Annotated in this window: 14 protein-coding genes and 1 pseudogene; 9 read left to right on the top strand and 6 right to left on the bottom strand. The window is 70.8% G+C overall.

Annotated features, from left to right (window positions below; genetic code table 11):
- The first annotated feature begins 89 nt into the window (after window positions 1-89).
- Both ACGFNP_RS45965 and ACGFNP_RS45970 read left to right on the top strand, forming a co-directional pair.
- Entirely contained in the window at window positions 90-1091 is a 1002-nt protein-coding gene (locus tag ACGFNP_RS45965; RefSeq protein WP_358324724.1) for a COX15/CtaA family protein, read from the top strand.
- Between the two features lie 40 nt (window positions 1092-1131).
- Window positions 1132-1836, top strand: a complete 705-nt coding sequence (locus ACGFNP_RS45970; protein WP_393329305.1) for a vancomycin high temperature exclusion protein — start codon at window positions 1132-1134, stop codon at window positions 1834-1836.
- Here ACGFNP_RS45970 and ACGFNP_RS45975 read toward each other — a convergent pair.
- The gene (locus ACGFNP_RS45975; RefSeq protein ID WP_358324730.1) at window positions 1812-3005 is read right to left on the bottom strand and encodes a PrsW family intramembrane metalloprotease; all 1194 of its coding nucleotides are present in this window, start codon (window positions 3003-3005) and stop codon (window positions 1812-1814) included. The genes ACGFNP_RS45970 and ACGFNP_RS45975 overlap by 25 nt on opposite strands.
- Before the next feature lie 54 nt (window positions 3006-3059).
- A complete protein-coding gene (locus ACGFNP_RS45980; RefSeq protein WP_358324733.1) occupies window positions 3060-4004 on the bottom strand; it encodes a heme o synthase in 945 nt (314 codons plus the stop codon).
- Between the two features lie 331 nt (window positions 4005-4335).
- Between ACGFNP_RS45980 and tkt the strand changes: the two genes are divergently transcribed.
- From tkt to pgl, 6 genes are all read left to right on the top strand, one after another.
- Window positions 4336-6366, top strand: a complete 2031-nt coding sequence (gene tkt, locus ACGFNP_RS45985; RefSeq protein WP_393329307.1) for a transketolase — start codon at window positions 4336-4338, stop codon at window positions 6364-6366.
- A gap of 6 nt (window positions 6367-6372) precedes the next feature.
- Complete coding sequence (tal, locus tag ACGFNP_RS45990; RefSeq protein ID WP_393329309.1) at window positions 6373-7464, top strand: transaldolase; 1092 nt, start codon at window positions 6373-6375, stop codon at window positions 7462-7464.
- Window positions 7464-9077 carry a glucose-6-phosphate isomerase gene (locus ACGFNP_RS45995; protein ID WP_393329311.1) on the top strand — a complete coding sequence of 538 codons (1614 nt, stop codon included), beginning with the start codon at window positions 7464-7466 and terminating at the stop codon, window positions 9075-9077. The genes tal and ACGFNP_RS45995 overlap by 1 nt, the downstream gene beginning before the upstream one ends.
- Before the next feature lies 1 nt (window position 9078).
- Window positions 9079-10701 (top strand): glucose-6-phosphate dehydrogenase, encoded by a 1623-nt coding sequence (zwf, locus tag ACGFNP_RS46000; RefSeq protein WP_358324743.1) that lies wholly within the window; start codon window positions 9079-9081, stop codon window positions 10699-10701.
- Window positions 10701-11615: a glucose-6-phosphate dehydrogenase assembly protein OpcA gene (locus tag ACGFNP_RS46005; protein ID WP_358324746.1), complete on the top strand. Its 915-nt coding sequence runs from the start codon at window positions 10701-10703 to the stop codon at window positions 11613-11615. The genes zwf and ACGFNP_RS46005 overlap by 1 nt, the downstream gene beginning before the upstream one ends.
- Before the next feature lie 82 nt (window positions 11616-11697).
- Window positions 11698-12471, top strand: a complete 774-nt coding sequence (gene pgl / locus ACGFNP_RS46010; protein WP_358324749.1) for a 6-phosphogluconolactonase — start codon at window positions 11698-11700, stop codon at window positions 12469-12471.
- A gap of 6 nt (window positions 12472-12477) precedes the next feature.
- Here pgl and add read toward each other — a convergent pair whose 3' ends face one another.
- The 4 genes from add to ACGFNP_RS46030 form a co-directional block, all read right to left on the bottom strand.
- Window positions 12478-13497, bottom strand: coding sequence for an adenosine deaminase (gene add / locus ACGFNP_RS46015; RefSeq protein ID WP_393329314.1), 1020 nt, complete (start codon window positions 13495-13497; stop codon window positions 12478-12480).
- 72 nt (window positions 13498-13569) lie between these two features.
- The gene (locus ACGFNP_RS46020; RefSeq protein WP_358324753.1) at window positions 13570-14142 is read right to left on the bottom strand and encodes a TetR/AcrR family transcriptional regulator; all 573 of its coding nucleotides are present in this window, start codon (window positions 14140-14142) and stop codon (window positions 13570-13572) included.
- Between the two features lie 11 nt (window positions 14143-14153).
- On the bottom strand, window positions 14154-15020 hold the full coding sequence (locus tag ACGFNP_RS46025) for an oxidoreductase (protein ID WP_358324756.1): 867 nt from the start codon (window positions 15018-15020) through the stop codon (window positions 14154-14156).
- 40 nt (window positions 15021-15060) lie between these two features.
- Entirely contained in the window at window positions 15061-15822 is a 762-nt protein-coding gene (locus ACGFNP_RS46030) for a hypothetical protein (protein WP_393329316.1), read from the bottom strand.
- Between the two features lie 64 nt (window positions 15823-15886).
- Between ACGFNP_RS46030 and ACGFNP_RS46035 the strand changes: the two are divergent.
- Window positions 15887-16303: pseudogene (locus ACGFNP_RS46035) on the top strand (Clp protease N-terminal domain-containing protein); the annotation flags it as partial.
- Window positions 16304-16458 lie beyond the last annotated feature (155 nt).

Here is a 16458-nt window from a genome sequence, read left to right on the forward strand (position 1 = left end):
CCGGTCTGTAATATGTCACATACCCATGCCGCTTGAGAAGCACGTTCCCGATGGGAGGACCGGACAACCAGGCCCTTACCATCGTTGACGTGAAGCTCGTTGACGTGAAACTACCCACGGACCACTCCAACGCCCTGGTCCGGCGCCTGTTCTCCTTCTGGGCGCCGACCGCCGAGTCGATGCGCGGCTGGGCACTGGCCTCCGTGGTGGTCAACGCGGGCATCACGGTGACGGGCGCGGCCGTGCGGGTCACCGGCTCGGGGCTCGGCTGCCCGACCTGGCCCAGGTGCACCCCCGAAAGCTTCGTGCCGATCGCGCATCCGGAGATCTCGCCCGTCACCATGGCCGTCGAGTTCGGCAACCGGCTGCTGACGTTCCTGGTGCTGGCGGTGGGGTTCGCCTGCGTGGTGTCGGCGATGCGGCTGGCCCCGCGGCGCCGTCCGCTGCTCCGGCTGGCCCTGCTGCAGCCCGCGGGCATCGTCTTCCAGGCGCTGTGGGGCGGGCTGGTGGTCAGGAGCCTGCTCAACCCGTTCACGGTCAGCGTGCACTTCCTGGTCTCCATCGCGCTGATCGCCGCCTGCTGGGCGCTCTACGCGCGCTCGAGTGAGGGCGACGGACCGGTCCGCCGGGTGACGCACCGGGACATCCGGCGCCTCGGCCACGTGCTGGTCGCGGCGGTGGTCGTGCTGCTGCTGGCCGGGGTGCTGGTGACCGGCACGGGGCCGCATTCCGGCGACGCGCTGGCCTCCCGCTTCGACCTCGACATCGAGAGCGTGGCGCGGCTGCACGCCGACATCGTCTACCTCGTGGTCGGGCTGTCGTTCGCGCTGATGTTCGCGCTGCACGTGACCGACTCGCCCAGATCGGCCCGCCGGGCCGCGCTGGTGCTGATCATGGTGGAGCTGGCCCAGGGCGTGATCGGCTACACCCAGTACTTCCTGGCGGTGCCCGCCTTCCTGGTCGGCGTGCACGTGCTCGGCTCGACCCTGGTCTGGATCGCCACGCTCAGAGTGGTCACCTCACTGCGCACCCGCGACCCGCTGACGGCCCCGGCCGCCGCCTCCCCCACGGAAACACCGGCCAAAGTCTAAGGTGTGAGGGACTACGTCCCCCTATCTGTGAGGTCGTCGAGTGGCTTTCGCCCGCCCCGCTCGGAAGACCCTGCGCCGGCTGTACCAAGGACTGGTGCTGCTCAGCGTGCTCGCCCTGGCGCCGATGACGTGGGCGTGGCTCGACAGCTCGGACAGCCGCGTGGTGGCCGACACCGGCGGCTGGCTGGCCCGGGTGCCCGCCTCGCAGGTGGCGCTCGTGCTGGGCGCGGGCCTGTTCAGCGGCCACCCCTCCCCCTTTCTGGCCCGGCGGCTCGACATCGCGGCCGAGCTCTACCGAGCGGGCAAGGTCAAGGCGCTGCTGCTGTCGGGCGACAACAGCCGCAAGGAGTACGACGAGCCGACGGCCATGCGTGACTACCTGCGGGCCAGGGGCGTGCCCGACGCGGTGATGGTGCTCGACTACGCCGGCTTCGACACCTGGGACTCGTGCGTGCGGGCCCGCCAGGTCTTCGGCGCCGAGCGGCTGACCGTGGTCACGCAGGTGTTCCACCTGCCGAGAGCGGTCACGCTCTGCCGTACGGCGGGGCTGACGACCTTCGGCGTGGGCGACGACTCCGCCAAGCAGTGGGCCGTGACCACCTACGCCTCGGCCACCCGTGAGCTGTTCGCCACCGGCAAGGCGTTCGCCGACGCGCTGCTGCTGCACTCCGACCCGGTCTATCCCGGTCCGCGCGAGACCTCGCTGCGGCGGATCCTGGCTCAGCCGGGGGCGCCGGGCGCGTAGCCCGGTGGCGGGGTGCCCCGCGCCGCGGCCCTGAAGTGGGCGGGCGTCATCGGGAAGCCGGCCCTGGCGGCGCTCATGCATTCGAGCAGGGCGCGCTGCTCCTCGTGGAAGGTCTGCTCGTCGACCATCCGCTTGGCGGCCCGCTCGTGCAGCAGGCCCAGCTCGGTCGCCGCGAGCTGGTAGTCGCGCATCGCGCGCAGCCCCCGCTTGCCGCCGTGGACCTTGGCCCACTGCCTGGCCTGCCGGCGCCGCGACAGGGCGGACAGCATGTAGATGTCGGCCCGGTTGACCAGCTTGGTCGGCTCGTACGGCGGCAGGTAGCGGTGGATCAGCGCGACGATGCGCCGCCGGTCCCTGAGCACCAGCGCGATGAGCACCACCAGCACGACCAGCAGCACCAGGTAGGCGATGACCAGGCCGGGGAAGCCGCCGTAGGAGGTGAGACCGTTCCAGAGCCCGTGCAGGAGCATCGCGCCGACCCAGCCGGCCATGATGATGAAGACCCGCTCGGACCCGTTGCGCTGGGCGGCGTAGGCGACCGCGACGCCGATCATCGAGGTGAACAGCGGGTGCGCGAACGGCGACAGCACACCGCGCAGCACCACGGTGACGGCCAGCCCCATGCCGCCCTGGTCGGAGTTGAGCGCGGCGACGTAGTAGCTGACGTTCTCGCTCATCGCGAAGCCGAGGCCGACCATGCTGGCGTAGATGACGCCGTCGGTCGGCCCGTCGAACTCGGCCCGGCGGAATCTGAGCAGCCCGAGCAGCACCAGCCCCTTCATCGACTCCTCGACCACCGGCGCGCCGAACGTTGCGGCGACGTTGCGCGCGTTGGCCGCGCTCAGGTTGGCCGTGTCGATGATGTAGTGCAGGTTGAGCGAGTTGATCAGGCCCGCGACCAGCACCGCCACCCCCGCCCCCCAGGCGAAGGCGAAGATGAGGTTGCTGCGCGGCTCCGGCTCCATCCGGTCGAGCGCGAGCACGGCGGCCAGCAGCAGCGGCACCGGCGCCAGCGCGAGGAGGAGCGAGATGAAGAACTGCACGGGCGCGCCGTTGAACACGTCGAAAGCGAAGGAGACGAGCGCGCACAGGCCGGTCACGATCAGCCCGATGATCAACGCGAACGACGGGCGGTCCTTCAACACCCAGCGTGGATCACGGGACGCCATACGGTGACTGTAACCGATCAAAATGGTGCTGTCCTGCCCAGGTGGCGTGGCCTGTCAGCTCAGTAGCGGGTCGATGGCCACGGCGAGGAACAGCAGCGCCAGATAGGCGTTGGACCAGTGGAAGAAGCGCATCGGCCGCAGGTCGACACCGCTCTTGCCGGAGTTGAGCCGGGCCAGCAGGCGGTGCACCTCCCACAGGCACATGACGCCCAGGACGCCGGCCGCGATCGGGTAGAACAGCGTGGTGCCCGCCACCGGCCACAAGGCCAGCGAGCAGAGCACGGTGGCCCAGGTGTAGGCGATCGACTCCAGGATCACCCGGCGCTCGGTGGCCACCACGGGCAGCATCGGCACCTCGGCCGCCGCGTAGTCCTCCTTGTAGCGCATGGCCAGCGTCCAGGTGTGCGGCGGCGTCCAGAAGAACACCACCCCGAACAGCACCAGCGGCGCCCAGTCGAGCCGCCCGGTGATGCCCGCCCAGCCGATCATCACCGGCATGCAGCCCGCGATGCCGCCCCAGACGATGTTCTGGGCGGTGCGCCGCTTGAGGATCATCGAGTAGACGATGACGTAGAACAGGATGGCGCCGGTGGAGAGCATGGCGGCCAGCCAGTTGGTGGTCAGCCAGAGACCGACCAAGGACAGCACGCCGAGCACGATGCCGAAGATGAGCGCGCCGGTCGGCGAGACCTGGTGCCTGGCCAGCGGTCGCCGCCTGGTGCGGCGCATCTTCTGGTCGATGTCGCGGTCCACGTAGCAGTTGAGCGCGTTGGCGCTGCCCGCCGACAGGGTGCCGAACACCATGACCGCCACGGACGTCCACAGCGGCGGCAGCCCGCCGGCCGCCAGGAACATCACGGGGAGCGTCGTGATCAGCAGGAGCTCGATGATCCGCGGCTTGGTGAGAGCGATGTAGGCCTTGACGAGCATGCCGATCGTCCTTGGCGGCTCGGCCGCGGGAGCGGGGGCCGTCGTCTGCCTGTTCGTCAGCACCGTCAAGGCGCTTCCAGCACGTGCGGAGTCAACGCGTAACCTCTGATTGGAGCGGAATCTCATGGACGGACGCCAGGCGTCCCTGTGACAACGAGAACAACCAAACTGTAGTAGCAGGGTCGTCCGGTCCGGCCAATGGGGGGACACGCACGGGGTGGAGGGGGAATCGATCGCCGACTCCACTCAGTTAGGGTCCGGTGTGGGCGGGATATGCCAACCGGTACCACCACAAGACAACTAGATTCCGGAGACCGAGCACTTGAGCACCGAACTCGTGCCAGCCCTCGAATGGACCGACCTAGACAAGCAAGCGGTCGACGTCGTTCGAGCCCTGGCCATGGACGCAGTCGAAAAGGCGGGTTCGGGTCACCCGGGCACCGCCATGAGCCTGGCTCCCGCCGCGTACCTGCTGTTCCAGCGCGCGATGCGCCACGACCCCACAGATCCCACGTGGATCGGGCGTGACCGTTTCGTCCTGTCGTGCGGGCACTCCAGCCTGACCCTGTACATCCAGCTGTTCCTGTCCGGATACGGGCTCGACCTGGACGACCTGAAGCGGCTGCGCCAGTGGGACAGCCTGACCCCCGGCCACCCCGAGCACGGGCACACGGCCGGTGTGGAGACCACCACGGGCCCGCTCGGCCAGGGCCTGGGCAACGCCGTCGGCATGGCCATGGCGGCCCGCCGCGAGCGCGGCCTGTTCGACCCGGACGCCGAGGTGGGCACCTCGCCGTTCGACCACCACATCTGGTGCATGGTCAGCGACGGTGACATCGAGGAGGGCGTCAGCCACGAGGTCAGCGCGATCGCCGGCCACCAGAAGCTGGGCAACCTCATCGTCATCTACGACGACAACCACATCTCCATCGAGGACGACACGCTGATCGCGAAGTCCGAGGACGTGGTCAAGCGCTACGAGGCCTACGGCTGGCACACGCTCAGCGTCGACTGGACCGAGACCGGCGACTACGTCGAGGACGTTCAGGCGCTGCACGCGGCGCTGGAGTCGGCGCGCGCCGAGACCGACCGGCCGTCGTTCATCCGCCTGCGCACGATCATCGGCTGGCCCGCCCCGAACAAGCAGAACACCGGCAAGATCCACGGCTCCGCCCTCGGCGCCGACGAGGTGGCCGCCACCAAGCGGGTCCTCGGCATGGACACCGAGAAGAGCTTCGACGTGCCCGCCGAGGTGCTGGCGCACGCGCGCGAGGTGGCGCACCGGGGCCACGAGGCGCACGCCGCCTGGCAGAAGGGCTACGAAACCTGGCGCGCGGCCAACCCCGAGCGGGCCGCCGAGCTGGACCGCATCTCCCACCACGAGCTGCCCGCCGGCTGGACGAAGGCGCTGCCCACGTTCGACAAGGGCGGCTCGATGGCCACCCGCAAGGCGTCCGGCGAGGTGCTCACCGCGCTCGCGCCGGTGCTGCCCGAGCTGTGGGGCGGCTCGGCCGACCTGGCCGAGTCCAACCTCACCACGATGAAGGGCGAGCCGTCCTTCATCCCGGAGGAGTACCAGACCAAGGACTTCCCCGGTAACCGCTACGGCCGCACGCTGCACTTCGGCATCCGCGAGCACGGCATGGGCGCCATTCTCAACGGCATCGCCCTGCACGGCGGCACCCGGCCGTACGGCGGCACGTTCCTGGTCTTCTCCGACTACATGCGCCCCTCGGTGCGTCTGGCGGCGCTGATGAAGCTGCCGGTCACCTACGTGTGGACGCACGACTCCATCGGGCTGGGCGAGGACGGACCGACCCACCAGCCGATCGAGCACCTGTGGGCGCTGCGCGCGATCCCCGGCCTCGACGTGGTGCGCCCCGGCGACGCCAACGAGACGGCCTACGCCTGGCAGAGCGTGCTCCAGCACGTCGACAGGCCCGCCGCGCTCGCCCTGACCAGGCAGAACCTGCCGGTCTTCGAGGGCACCAGCCCCGAGGGCGTGGCCAAGGGCGGCTACATCCTGCACGAGGCGTCCGACGGGCAGCCCCAGGTGATCCTCATCGGCACGGGCAGCGAGCTGGAGCTGGCCGTCAACGGCCGCGAACTGCTCGAAGCGCAAGGCATCCCGACGCGGGTCGTCTCGATGCCGTGTGTCGAGTGGTTCAACGGGCAGGACATTGCGTATCGGCAGACTGTTCTGCCGTCAGCGATCAAGGCCCGGGTCGCGGTCGAGGCGGGCATCGCCCTCGGCTGGCGAGAGTTCGTCGGCGAGAAGGGTGAGGTCGTCAGCCTTGAACACTTCGGCGCGTCGGCACCGTATAAGACGCTGTACGAGCAATTCGGGCTGACGGCGGAGCGCGTGGCCGCGGCGGCCAAGGCGAGCCTCGCCAAGCTGGGTCACGACAAGGGCGAGACGACGGGAAACTGAACGAAAATGAGTGAGATCCTCAACAAGCTCTCCGGCCAGGGCGTGTCCATCTGGCTGGACGACATCAGCCGGGAGCGGCTGCGCACGGGCAACCTGGAGCAGCTGATCCGCGAGAAGAACGTGGTGGGCGTCACCTCCAACCCGACCATCTTCGCCGGCGCGCTCAGCAAGGGCGACGCCTACGACGCCCAGCTGCACGACCTGGCCGTGCGTGGCGTCGAGATCGGCGAGGCCGTGCGCGCCATCACCGCCTATGACATCCGCTGGGCCGCCGACGTGCTGCGCCCGGTCTACGACGCCACCGCCGGCGTCGACGGCCGCGTCTCGCTGGAGGTCGACCCCCGGCTGGCCCGCGAGAGCGAGAAGACCGTGGCCGAGGCGCGGGCGCTGTGGTGGCTGGTCGACCGGCCCAACCTGTTCATCAAGATCCCGGCGACGCTCGAAGGGCTGCCCGCGATCACGCAGGCGATCTCCGAGGGCATCAGCGTCAACGTCACGCTGATCTTCTCGCTGGAGCGCTACCGCGCGGTCATGGACGCCTGGCTGGCCGGTCTGGAGGCCGCCCAGGCCAAGGGCCTCAACCTGGGCACGATCGAGTCGGTGGCCTCGTTCTTCGTCAGCCGGGTCGACACCGAGATCGACAAGCGGCTCGACCAGCTCGGCAGGCCGGAGCTCAAGGGCAAGGCCGGCATCGCCAACGCGCGCCTGGCCTACGCCGCCTTCGAGGAAGTGATGAACTCCGAGCGCTGGCAGCGGCTGCGCGCCGCCGGTGCCCGCCCGCAGCGCCCGCTGTGGGCCTCGACCGGCGTCAAGAACCCCGACTACTCGCCCACGATGTACGTCGACCAGCTCGTCGCCCCCGGCACCGTCAACACGATGCCGGAGAAGACGCTCGACGCGACCGCCGCCGGCGCCGTCATCACCGGCGACACCGTGCGCCCCTTCTACGAGGACGCGTGGAACACCATGGCCGCGCTCAAGGAGGCGGGCGTCGACTACGACGACGTGGTCAAGGTGCTGGAGGACGAGGGCGTGGAGAAGTTCGAGTCCTCCTGGAACGAACTCCTCGAGAGCGTCAGCAAGAACCTGGTCCCCTGATGACCGTCACGTACCGCGAGGAGGGGGTGGCCGAGGCCGCCTCCTCCGCCGCGGGGCGGCTCGTCGCCGATGGCGTGCCCACGCGGCTCGCCGCCGGCGATCCCACGCTGTGGGGCGCGGACGCGGAGGCGGTGGCGGCCGTCCGGCTGGGCTGGCTGACCCTGCCGCGCACCTCGCGCGAGCTGCTGCCCGAGCTCGGCAAGCTGGCCGAGCGGGCGCGCGCCGAGGGCCTGACCAACGTGGTGCTGGCCGGCATGGGCGGCTCGTCGCTGGCGCCCGAGGTGATCTGCGCGACGGCCGACGTGCCGCTGACCGTCCTGGACACCACCGACCCAGGTCAGGTGCGGCGGGCGCTGGAGGAGCCGCTCGACACCACGATCCTGGTCGTGGCCAGCAAGAGCGGCTCGACCGTCGAGACCGACAGCCACCTGCGCGTCTACGAGGAGCTCTTCCGCGAGGCGGGCATCGACCCGGCCGGCCGGATCGTGGTCGTCACCGACCCGGGCTCGCCGCTGGAGCGGGCGGCCGTGGACGCCGGCTACCCCGTGGTCCTGGCCGTGCCCGACGTGGGCGGCCGCTACTCGGCGCTGTCGGCGTTCGGCCTGGTGCCGAGCGCGCTGGCCGGAGCCGACGTGAAACGGCTGCTCGACGACGCCGACGAGGTCCTGCCCCTGCTCTCGCTCGACACCGGCAATCCCGGGCTCGACCTGGGCGCGGCGCTCGGCGGAGCGGCGCTCGCCGGACGCGACAAGCTGATACTCGACGACCGGCTGTCCTCGATCAGCGGGCTGCCCGAGTGGATCGAGCAGCTCGTCGCCGAGTCCACGGGCAAGGACGGCGTGGGCATCCTGCCGGTCGTCGGCGCCGAGCCGAACGGCGCCCGTGACGAGCTGGTCGTCGGGATCGACTCCGACGATGGCGACGTGCGCGTCGACGGGCCGCTCGGCGCGCAGTTCCTCATCTGGGAGTACGCCACGGCCGTGGCCGGGCTGCTGCTGGAGATCGACCCGTTCGACCAGCCGAACGTGGCCGAGTCCAAGGCCAGCACGGCCGCACTGCTCGACATGGAGGCGTTGCCGCTGGGCGAGCCGGTACTGGTCGACGGGCCGGTGGAGGTCTACGGCTCGACCGGGGCCAAGGATCTGCCCGGCGTGCTGAGCGAGCTGCTCCACGCGGTGCCCGATGACGGCTACCTGGCCGTGATGGCGTACCTGGACCGGCTGTCGGCCTTCGATGTGTTCGTCCCCGAAGGCGCGGACTTCGAGCAGATGACCGACGCGTGGATGGCGGCCGACCCGGCCACGCTCCGGGCGCTGCTGGCCCTGCGCACCGACCGGCCGGTCACCTTCGGGTGGGGGCCGCGGTTTCTGCACTCCACCGGCCAATATCACAAGGGCGGCCCGCAGAACGGGGTGTTCCTGCTGATCACCGGCGCCGTGGCCGACGACGTGCCGGTGCCCGGCAGGCCGTACACGCTGGGTGAGCTCCAGCTCGCGCAGGCGCTCGGCGACCTCGGGGCACTGCTGCAGCGCGGGCGGCCGGCCGTACGCCTGCATTTGACCGATCGCGCGGCTGGAGTCGCGTACCTGCTCGAAGCCGCACAGGAGGCTTGAGATGACAGAGCCCGAAGCACCTCCGGAGGAGGCCGCCCTTGACAGCACGGCGGCGGCCACAATAGCCACCTCAGCCGCGGGCACCTCCACCACCATCGAAGTGGCGGCCGCCAATCCGCTGCGCGATCCGCGCGACAAGCGGCTGCCCCGGGTGGCGGGACCTTGTGTCATGGTGCTGTTCGGCGTGACGGGGGACCTGGCCAAGCGCAAGCTGCTGCCGGCGATCTACGACCTGGGCAACCGGGGGCTGCTGCCGCCCGGTTTCTCGCTGGTCGGGTTCGCCAGGCGGGACTGGAAGGACCAGGACTTCGCCCAGGTGACCCATGACGCCGTCAAGGCGCACGCCAGGACGCCCTTCCGCGAGGAGGTCTGGAAGCAGCTGCGCGAGGGCATCCACTTCGTGCCCGGCGAGTTCTCCGACGACGGCGCGTTCGACGCGCTGGCGATGGCGCTGAAGGAGATCGACGAGACCCGGGGCACCGGCGGCAACTATGCGTTCTACCTGTCCGTGCCGCCGAAGTTCTTCCCTGTGGTGGTGGAGCAGCTCAAGCGGACCGGGCTGTCCGACGCGCCCGACGGGTCGTGGCGGCGTGTGGTGATCGAGAAGCCGTTCGGGCACGACCTGAAGTCGGCGCACGAGCTGAACGAGATCACCACTTCGGCCTTCCCGGAGAGCTCGATCTTCAGGATCGACCACTACCTGGGCAAGGAGACCGTCCAGAACATCATGGCCCTGAGGTTCGCCAACAACCTCTACGAGCCCATCTGGAACCGCAGCTACGTCGACCACGTGCAGATCACCATGGCCGAGGACATCGGCATCGGCGGCCGGGCCGGCTACTACGACGGCATCGGCGCGGCCCGCGACGTGATCCAGAACCACCTGCTCCAGCTGCTCGCCCTGGTGGCGATGGAGGACCCGACGTCCTTCGACGCCTCCGCGCTGCGCCGGGAGAAGGAGAAGGTGCTCAAGGCCGTGCAGCTCCCCTCCGACCTGGGGCTCAACACCGCGCGCGGGCAGTACGACGCGGGCTGGCAGGGCGGCGAGAAGGTCGTCGGCTACCTGCAGGAAGACGGCATCTCCGCCGACTCCACCACCGAGACGTACGCGGCCATCAAGCTGGAGATCGCCAACCGGCGCTGGGCGGGCGTGCCGTTCTACCTGCGGGCCGGCAAGCGCCTCGGCCGCCGGGTCACCGAGGTGGCCGTGGTGTTCCAGCGGGCGCCGCACCTGCCCTTCAGCAAGGACGACACCGAGATCCTCGGCCAGAACGCGCTGGTCATCAGGGTGCAGCCGGATGAGGGCATCACCGTGCGGTTCGGCTCCAAGGTGCCGGGCACGGCCATGGAGGTGCGCGACGTCTCGATGGACTTCGCCTATGGCGAGTCCTTCCTGGAGTCGTCCCCCGAGGCGTACGAGCGGCTGCTGCTCGACGTGATGATCGGCGACCCGCCGCTCTTCCCGCACCAGCGAGAGGTCGAGCTGTCGTGGAAGATCCTCGACCCGATCGAGGAGTTCTGGGCCACGCAGGGCCAGCCCGAGGGCTACCCGTCGGGTGCCTGGGGGCCGGAGTCCGCCGACGCGATGATGGCGCGTGACGGTCGTGTGTGGAGGAGACTCTGATGACCACCTTTATGCTCACCGACACGACGGCGGGGAAGATCTCCGCGCAGTTCACGCACCTGCGCCACCAGATGGGCGCGCCCGCGATAGGGATGGTGCTGACGCTGGTCGTGGTCTGCGAGGAGCGCGACCAGTACGACTCGCTCCGCGCGGCCAGCGAGGCGGCCCGCGAGCACCCCTCGCGCATCATCGTGGTGATCAACCGCGAGTCCGACGAGACCAACCGGCTCGACGCGGAGCTGCGCATCGGCGAGTCCACGCCGGGCGAGGTGGTGGTGCTGAGGCTGTACGGCGAGCTGACCCAGCACGCCGACTCGGTGGTCAGCCCGCTGCTGCTGCCCGACACGCCGGTCGTGGCGTGGTGGCCGGGCCTGGCGCCCGAAGTGATGTCCAAGGACCCGATCGGGATGCTCGCCCAGCGGCGCATCTCCGATGCCAGGTCCGCGCACGACGGCGGGGTCAAGTCGCTGGTGACCAGGGCCAAGGGCTACGCCCCCGGTGACACGGACCTGTCCTGGGCCCGGCTGACGCCGTGGCGCAGCCTGCTGGCGGCGGCGTTCGACCAGCCCGCGGGCCAGTTGCGCAAGGGCTGGGTCGAGGCGTCCGAGGGCAACCCGAGCGCGCCGCTGCTGGCCGCGTGGCTGTCGGAACGCCTCGGCGCGCCGGTCAAGGTGGGCGAGTCCAACGGGCCCGGCATCACCGCCGTACGGCTCACGATGACCGACGGCGAGCTGGCGGTGTCCAGGAGCGACGCCAGGCTGGCGACGCTGTCGCGGCCCGGCCAGCCGGACCGGATCGTGGCCCTGGCCCGGCGGCAGACCTCCGAGCTGCTGGCGGAGGAGCTGCGGCGGCTCGACTCCGACGAGATCTACGGGGTGGCGGTCAAGCGGCTGGCCCGCACGCACAAGTCCTGACCCCATCTCCCACCGGCCGGCGCGGGCCCTGTCCTGGGGGTCGCGCCCGGCCGGTGGGTGCCCATCGTGAAAGAGTGAGCTCGTGAGCGTTCCCAATGTGGTCGTCCATCGTGACGGCGACGTCCTCGCCAAGGCCGTGGCGGCGCGGATCATCACCCGGCTGGTCGACGTGCAGTCGGCCAAGGGGTCGGCGTCGCTGGTCCTGACCGGCGGCACGGTCGGCCACGCGACGCTGGCCGCGATCGCCGCCACGCCGGCGCGCGACGCGGTCGACTGGCACCACCTCGACATCTGGTGGGGCGACGAGCGCTTCCTGCCGGCCGGTGACCCCGAGCGCAACGAGACGGGCGCCCGCAAGGCGCTCCTCGACCACGTCGAGCTCGACCCCGAGCGGGTGCACGTCATGCGCGGGCCCGACTCGGGGATGTCGGCGGAGGAGTCGGCCGAGTCCTACGCGGCCGAGCTGCGCAAGGCGGCCCGGCCGGAGGATCACGGGCCGGTGCCCAACTTCGACGTGATGCTGCTCGGCATCGGGCCCGACGCGCACGTGGCGTCCCTGTTCCCCGGGATGCCGGCGCTGTACGACACGCGGCCCGTGGTGGCCGTCCACGGCGCTCCCAAGCCGCCGCCCACACGCGTCTCGCTGACGCTGCCGACGATCCAGGCCTCGCGCGAGGTGTGGGTGGTGGCGGCGGGCGAGGAGAAGTCGGGCGCGGTACGACTGGCGCTGTCCGACTCCGGGCCCGTGCAGGTGCCCGCGGCCGGGGCCAGGGGCCGGGTGCGGACGCTGTTCCTGCTCGACCGGGCCGCCGCGGCCAAGCTCCCGCCGGGCCTGGGCCGCATCGCCTCCCCCTGAGCCGTTTCAGGCGGTCAGCGCGTCGATCTCGGCCAGGAGCGCCCGCTTGCGCTCCGGCGCCAGGAAGGACGCGTGCACGCCGTTGCGGGCGAGCTGGGCCAGTTCCGGCTCGCCGAGGCCGAACACGTGGGCGGCCACGCGGTACTCCCCGGCCAGGGTGGTGGCGAACATGGGCGGGTCGTCGCTGTTCAGCGTGACGAACAGCCCCTCCTCCAGCAGCCTGGGCAGCGGGTGGTCCTCGATGCGGGCCACCTGCCCGGTGCAGACGTTCGACGTCGGGCAGACGTCCAGCGGGAGCTGCGTCTCGCGCAGGTAGGCCACCAGGCGCGGGTCCTGGAGGCAGGAGATGCCGTGGCCGACGCGCTCGGCGCCCAGCCCCTCGATGACCTCCCAGACGCTCTCGGGACCGGTCATCTCGCCGCCGTGCGGCACGCTGTGCAGCCCCGCCGCGCGCGCCGCCGCGAACGCGTCCCGGTAGGCGTCACGGTACTGCGGGCGGCTCTGCTCGATCCCGCCCAGGCCGAAACCTACCAATGCGGCGGGAGGTTCCTCCAGAGCGTGCATGACCGTGATCTTGGCCGCCTCCTCGCCGAACTCGCCGGGGATGTCGAAGATGTAGGCCATCTCCACCCCGTGGTCGGTCGCGGATCGGCGGGCGGCCAGGTCGAGCGCCTCGGTGACCTCGCGCATGGGCATCCCGACGATGCTGTGGGCGTACGGGGTGACCTGCAGCTCGGCGTAGCGGGCGCCCTGGGACGACAGGTCGCGGGCCAGGCCGAGCACGAGGATGGCGACGTCCTCCGGCTCGCGGACCAGCGCGTTGACCGCCCCATACACCTGCGCGAAGTGGGGGAAGTCGCGGAAGGCGTAGAACGCGCGCAGTCCCTCCTCCGTCGTGGGGACCGGGCCGCCCGGGTGGCGGCGGGCGAGCTCCAGGACGGTGGCCACGGAGGCGGAGCCGACCAGGTGAACATGCAGCTCTACCTTGGGCAGGGCGTCGATGAAGGCGTCGGTGGGGGTCGTCATGGCGACGACCATAAGCCCGTCATTTCGCCCCAAAACAGAGTTTCAGGCGAAATTTCACACAAAAATGTGAGGTTATCTGGACCAGGCGTGGACCAGCGGCAGCAGGACCGTGTCCACCGAGTCCGCGACGAAGGACTCGTCGAACAGTGGCCCGAGGAAGATCATGCGGTGCCAGACCAGCGCCTCCGCCACCCCGAACAGCCGGCCCGCATCCACCGGCCCCGGCAGGTCGCCGCGCTCCCTGGCCCGCCCCAGCAGCGCCTCCACCCCGCCCAGGTCCTTGGCCGGCATGTGCTCCCGCAGCGTCCTGGCCAGCTCCTGGTGCGAGACCAGCGTCGAGGACAGCCCCATGATGAGGCCGTGCTTGCGTTCGACGGCCCCGCACAGGCCGCCGAACACCGAGGCGAGGTCGCCGCGCAGCGAGCCGGTGTCCTCGGCGGCCGGGGTGTCCATGTCGAACCGGCGGCAGATGACGTCGACCACCAGCTCCGGCTTGCCCGCCCACCGGCGGTAGATGGTGGCCTTGCTGGCCTTGGCCCGCTTGGCGATCTGATCGACCGACATGCGGTCGTAGCCCATCTCCGACAGCAGCGCCAGCGTCGCGTCGAGGATGGCCCGCTCCCGCTCGGGGTCGAGTGGTGCCACGTGCACGTCCTTCAGCTGTAGGTGATCTCGTCGAATCGTACGCCGGTCAGCCGCGTGGACACGTCCCACAGCTCGGCGGCGAGCTGCTCGGAGCGGGCCGCCTTCGACGGCGTGAGCAGCTGGGTCTTGGGGCCGACGAACTCCCCGCCGTGGATCTCCGGCGAGGTGGCCGCGTACAGGGAGGACACCGCACCGGCCGCCGCGCTCTGCAGGAACACCCCCATGAGGGGCTGTAGCGGCCCCAGCGTGAAGAAGTTGGTGGCCGTGACACCAGGATGGGTGGCGACACTGACCAGGTCCGCCTGGGACCGCTGAGCGCGTCGCTGGAGCTCCAGGGTGAAGAGCAGGTTGGCCAGCTTGGAGCGGCCGTAGGAGGTCATCTTCTTGTAGCCGCGCTCCAGGCCCAGGTCGTCGAAGTCCAGCTTGCCCACTTTGTGGGCGTCGCTGGAGACGTTGACCACCCGCGCGCCGGGCCGCGACAGCAGCAGGGGCAGCAGCAGGCCGGTGAGCGCGAAGTGGCCCAGGTGGTTGGTGCCGAACTGCATCTCGAAGCCGTCACGGGTCAGCTGTCGCGGGATCATGCCGACGCCCGCGTTGTTGACCAGCAGGTCCACCCGGTCGACGCCGGCCGCGAAGCTCCTGACCGAGGCGAGGTCGGCCAGGTCCAGCGTGCCGTGTTCGACCTCGGCGCCAGGGACGGCCCGGCGGATCTCCGCCACGGCCGCGCCGCCCTTCGCGGCCGAGCGGGTGGCCACGATGACGCGGGCGCCGTGTCGGGCGAGCTCGAGTGCGGTGGGCAGGCCGATGCCGCTGTTGGCGCCGGTCACGATGGCCGTCTTGCCGCTCAGGTCGGGCATGTCGGCGGGGGTCCAGGTCATCACTACTCCAGGTGTACGGAACCGTTTCGTACACCATAACCTAACGCTCCGCCCGCTGCCGCGCGTGCCGCTCCTCCCGCTGGGCGACCTCCAGCCGCTGGGTGCTCTCAGCGAGCCTCTTGCGGGCCTTGGCCAGCTTCCGCTCCAGCCGGGCGACCCGCTCGGCCCGCTCGTCGTGCTCCTTCCCGGCCTGCTCCAGGGCGGCGACCCACTCCTGGTGGGCGTTCTGCGCCTCCTGCCGTTCGGCGGCCTTCCTGGTCTCGGCCTCTTCCCGCCGTTTCGCCTCGGCCGCCGAGTCCGCCGGCTTTTTGGCAGGTCTGCCGCGCGGCACCGGGGCCGGGGCGAAGCCGCTGTAGCTGAGCGGCTTGGCCAGCCGGCCCCGCCGTACCTCCTCGGCCGCGCCCGCGTCCACGACGGCGGCGTCGAGCGTCTGCTCGGCCTCGGCCGCCGCAGCGGCCGACAGGCCGGTGTCCCGCCTGAGCAGCCGGGACAGGACCCCCGCCAGTTCGCCGCGCCGCCGGGTCAGCTCCGCCAGCGCCTCGGCGTCGTGCGCCGCCCACGCCTCACGCAGCCGCCCCCCGAGCGCCAGCAGCTCGCCGAGGTCGTCCGGATGCTCGCGGACCAGCCGGTTCACGGCCGAGGCGGACACCGTGGGCTTACGCAGCCCGGCGATGTCGCGGGCCAGCCGTACGTCGCCCGCGTCCTTGGCGGCACGGGCCTCGGCCGCGCGCGCGGCGGTGAACTCGGACGGCGGGAGCGCATACAGGCGACCGGCCACCTCGTCAAGATCCACACTGGTCAAATACCCCACATCCGCTGGTTTGTAGCGCATAGTGGAGGCACGCCACTCGAACGGAGGACCACCGGTGTTCGAGCGCTTCACCGACCGTGCCCGAAGAGTCGTCGTCCTCGCCCAGGAAGAGGCGCGGATGCTGAGCCACGACTACATCGGCACGGAACACATCCTGCTCGGCCTCATCCACGAGGGCGAGGGCGTGGCGGCGCTGACGCTCGACAGCCTCGGCGTCGAGCTGGGGAACGTGCGCGCGTACGTCGAGCGCGAAGTGGGCCAGGGTGACACGGCGCCGAGCGGGCACATCCCGTTCACCCCGCGCGCCAAGAAGGTCCTGGAGCTCTCGCTGCGCGAGGCCCTGCAACTGCGCCACAACTACATCGGCACCGAGCACATCCTGCTCGGGGTGATCAGGGAGGGCGAGGGGCTCGCCGTCCGCGCGATCGTGGATCGCGGCGTGGAGCTGGGCGACCTGCGGCACCGCGTGCTCACCCGGGTCGGCCAGGGGTCGAAGGAGCGGCCGAGTGAGATGTTCTTCGCCGCCGGCTCGATGCTCGGCGAGCGGCTCACCCAGATCCAGGAGAGCCTCGACCGCATCGAGCGCCACCTGGGCATCCAGCGGCCCGACCGGGCGGCGTCCGACCC

Origin of the sequence: Nonomuraea sp. NPDC049269 (assembly GCF_043197155.1) — a bacterium.
Lineage (GTDB): Bacteria > Actinomycetota > Actinomycetes > Streptosporangiales > Streptosporangiaceae > Nonomuraea.

What these genes read in the sequence shown, in the direction of transcription:
- ACGFNP_RS46025 (WP_358324756.1), bottom strand. Translation starts at nt 15,020, where the DNA reads ATGACCTGGACCCCCGCCGACATGCCCGACCTGAGCGGCAAGACGGCC.
- add (WP_393329314.1), bottom strand. Translation starts at nt 13,497, where the DNA reads ATGACGACCCCCACCGACGCCTTCATCGACGCCCTGCCCAAGGTAGAG.
- ACGFNP_RS45995 (WP_393329311.1), top strand. Translation starts at nt 7,464, where the DNA reads ATGACCGTCACGTACCGCGAGGAGGGGGTGGCCGAGGCCGCCTCCTCC.
- tkt (WP_393329307.1), top strand. Translation starts at nt 4,336, where the DNA reads ATGGACGCAGTCGAAAAGGCGGGTTCGGGTCACCCGGGCACCGCCATG.
- zwf (WP_358324743.1), top strand. Translation starts at nt 9,079, where the DNA reads ATGACAGAGCCCGAAGCACCTCCGGAGGAGGCCGCCCTTGACAGCACG.
- ACGFNP_RS45975 (WP_358324730.1), bottom strand. Translation starts at nt 3,005, where the DNA reads ATGGCGTCCCGTGATCCACGCTGGGTGTTGAAGGACCGCCCGTCGTTC.
- ACGFNP_RS46005 (WP_358324746.1), top strand. Translation starts at nt 10,701, where the DNA reads ATGACCACCTTTATGCTCACCGACACGACGGCGGGGAAGATCTCCGCG.
- tal (WP_393329309.1), top strand. Translation starts at nt 6,373, where the DNA reads ATGAGTGAGATCCTCAACAAGCTCTCCGGCCAGGGCGTGTCCATCTGG.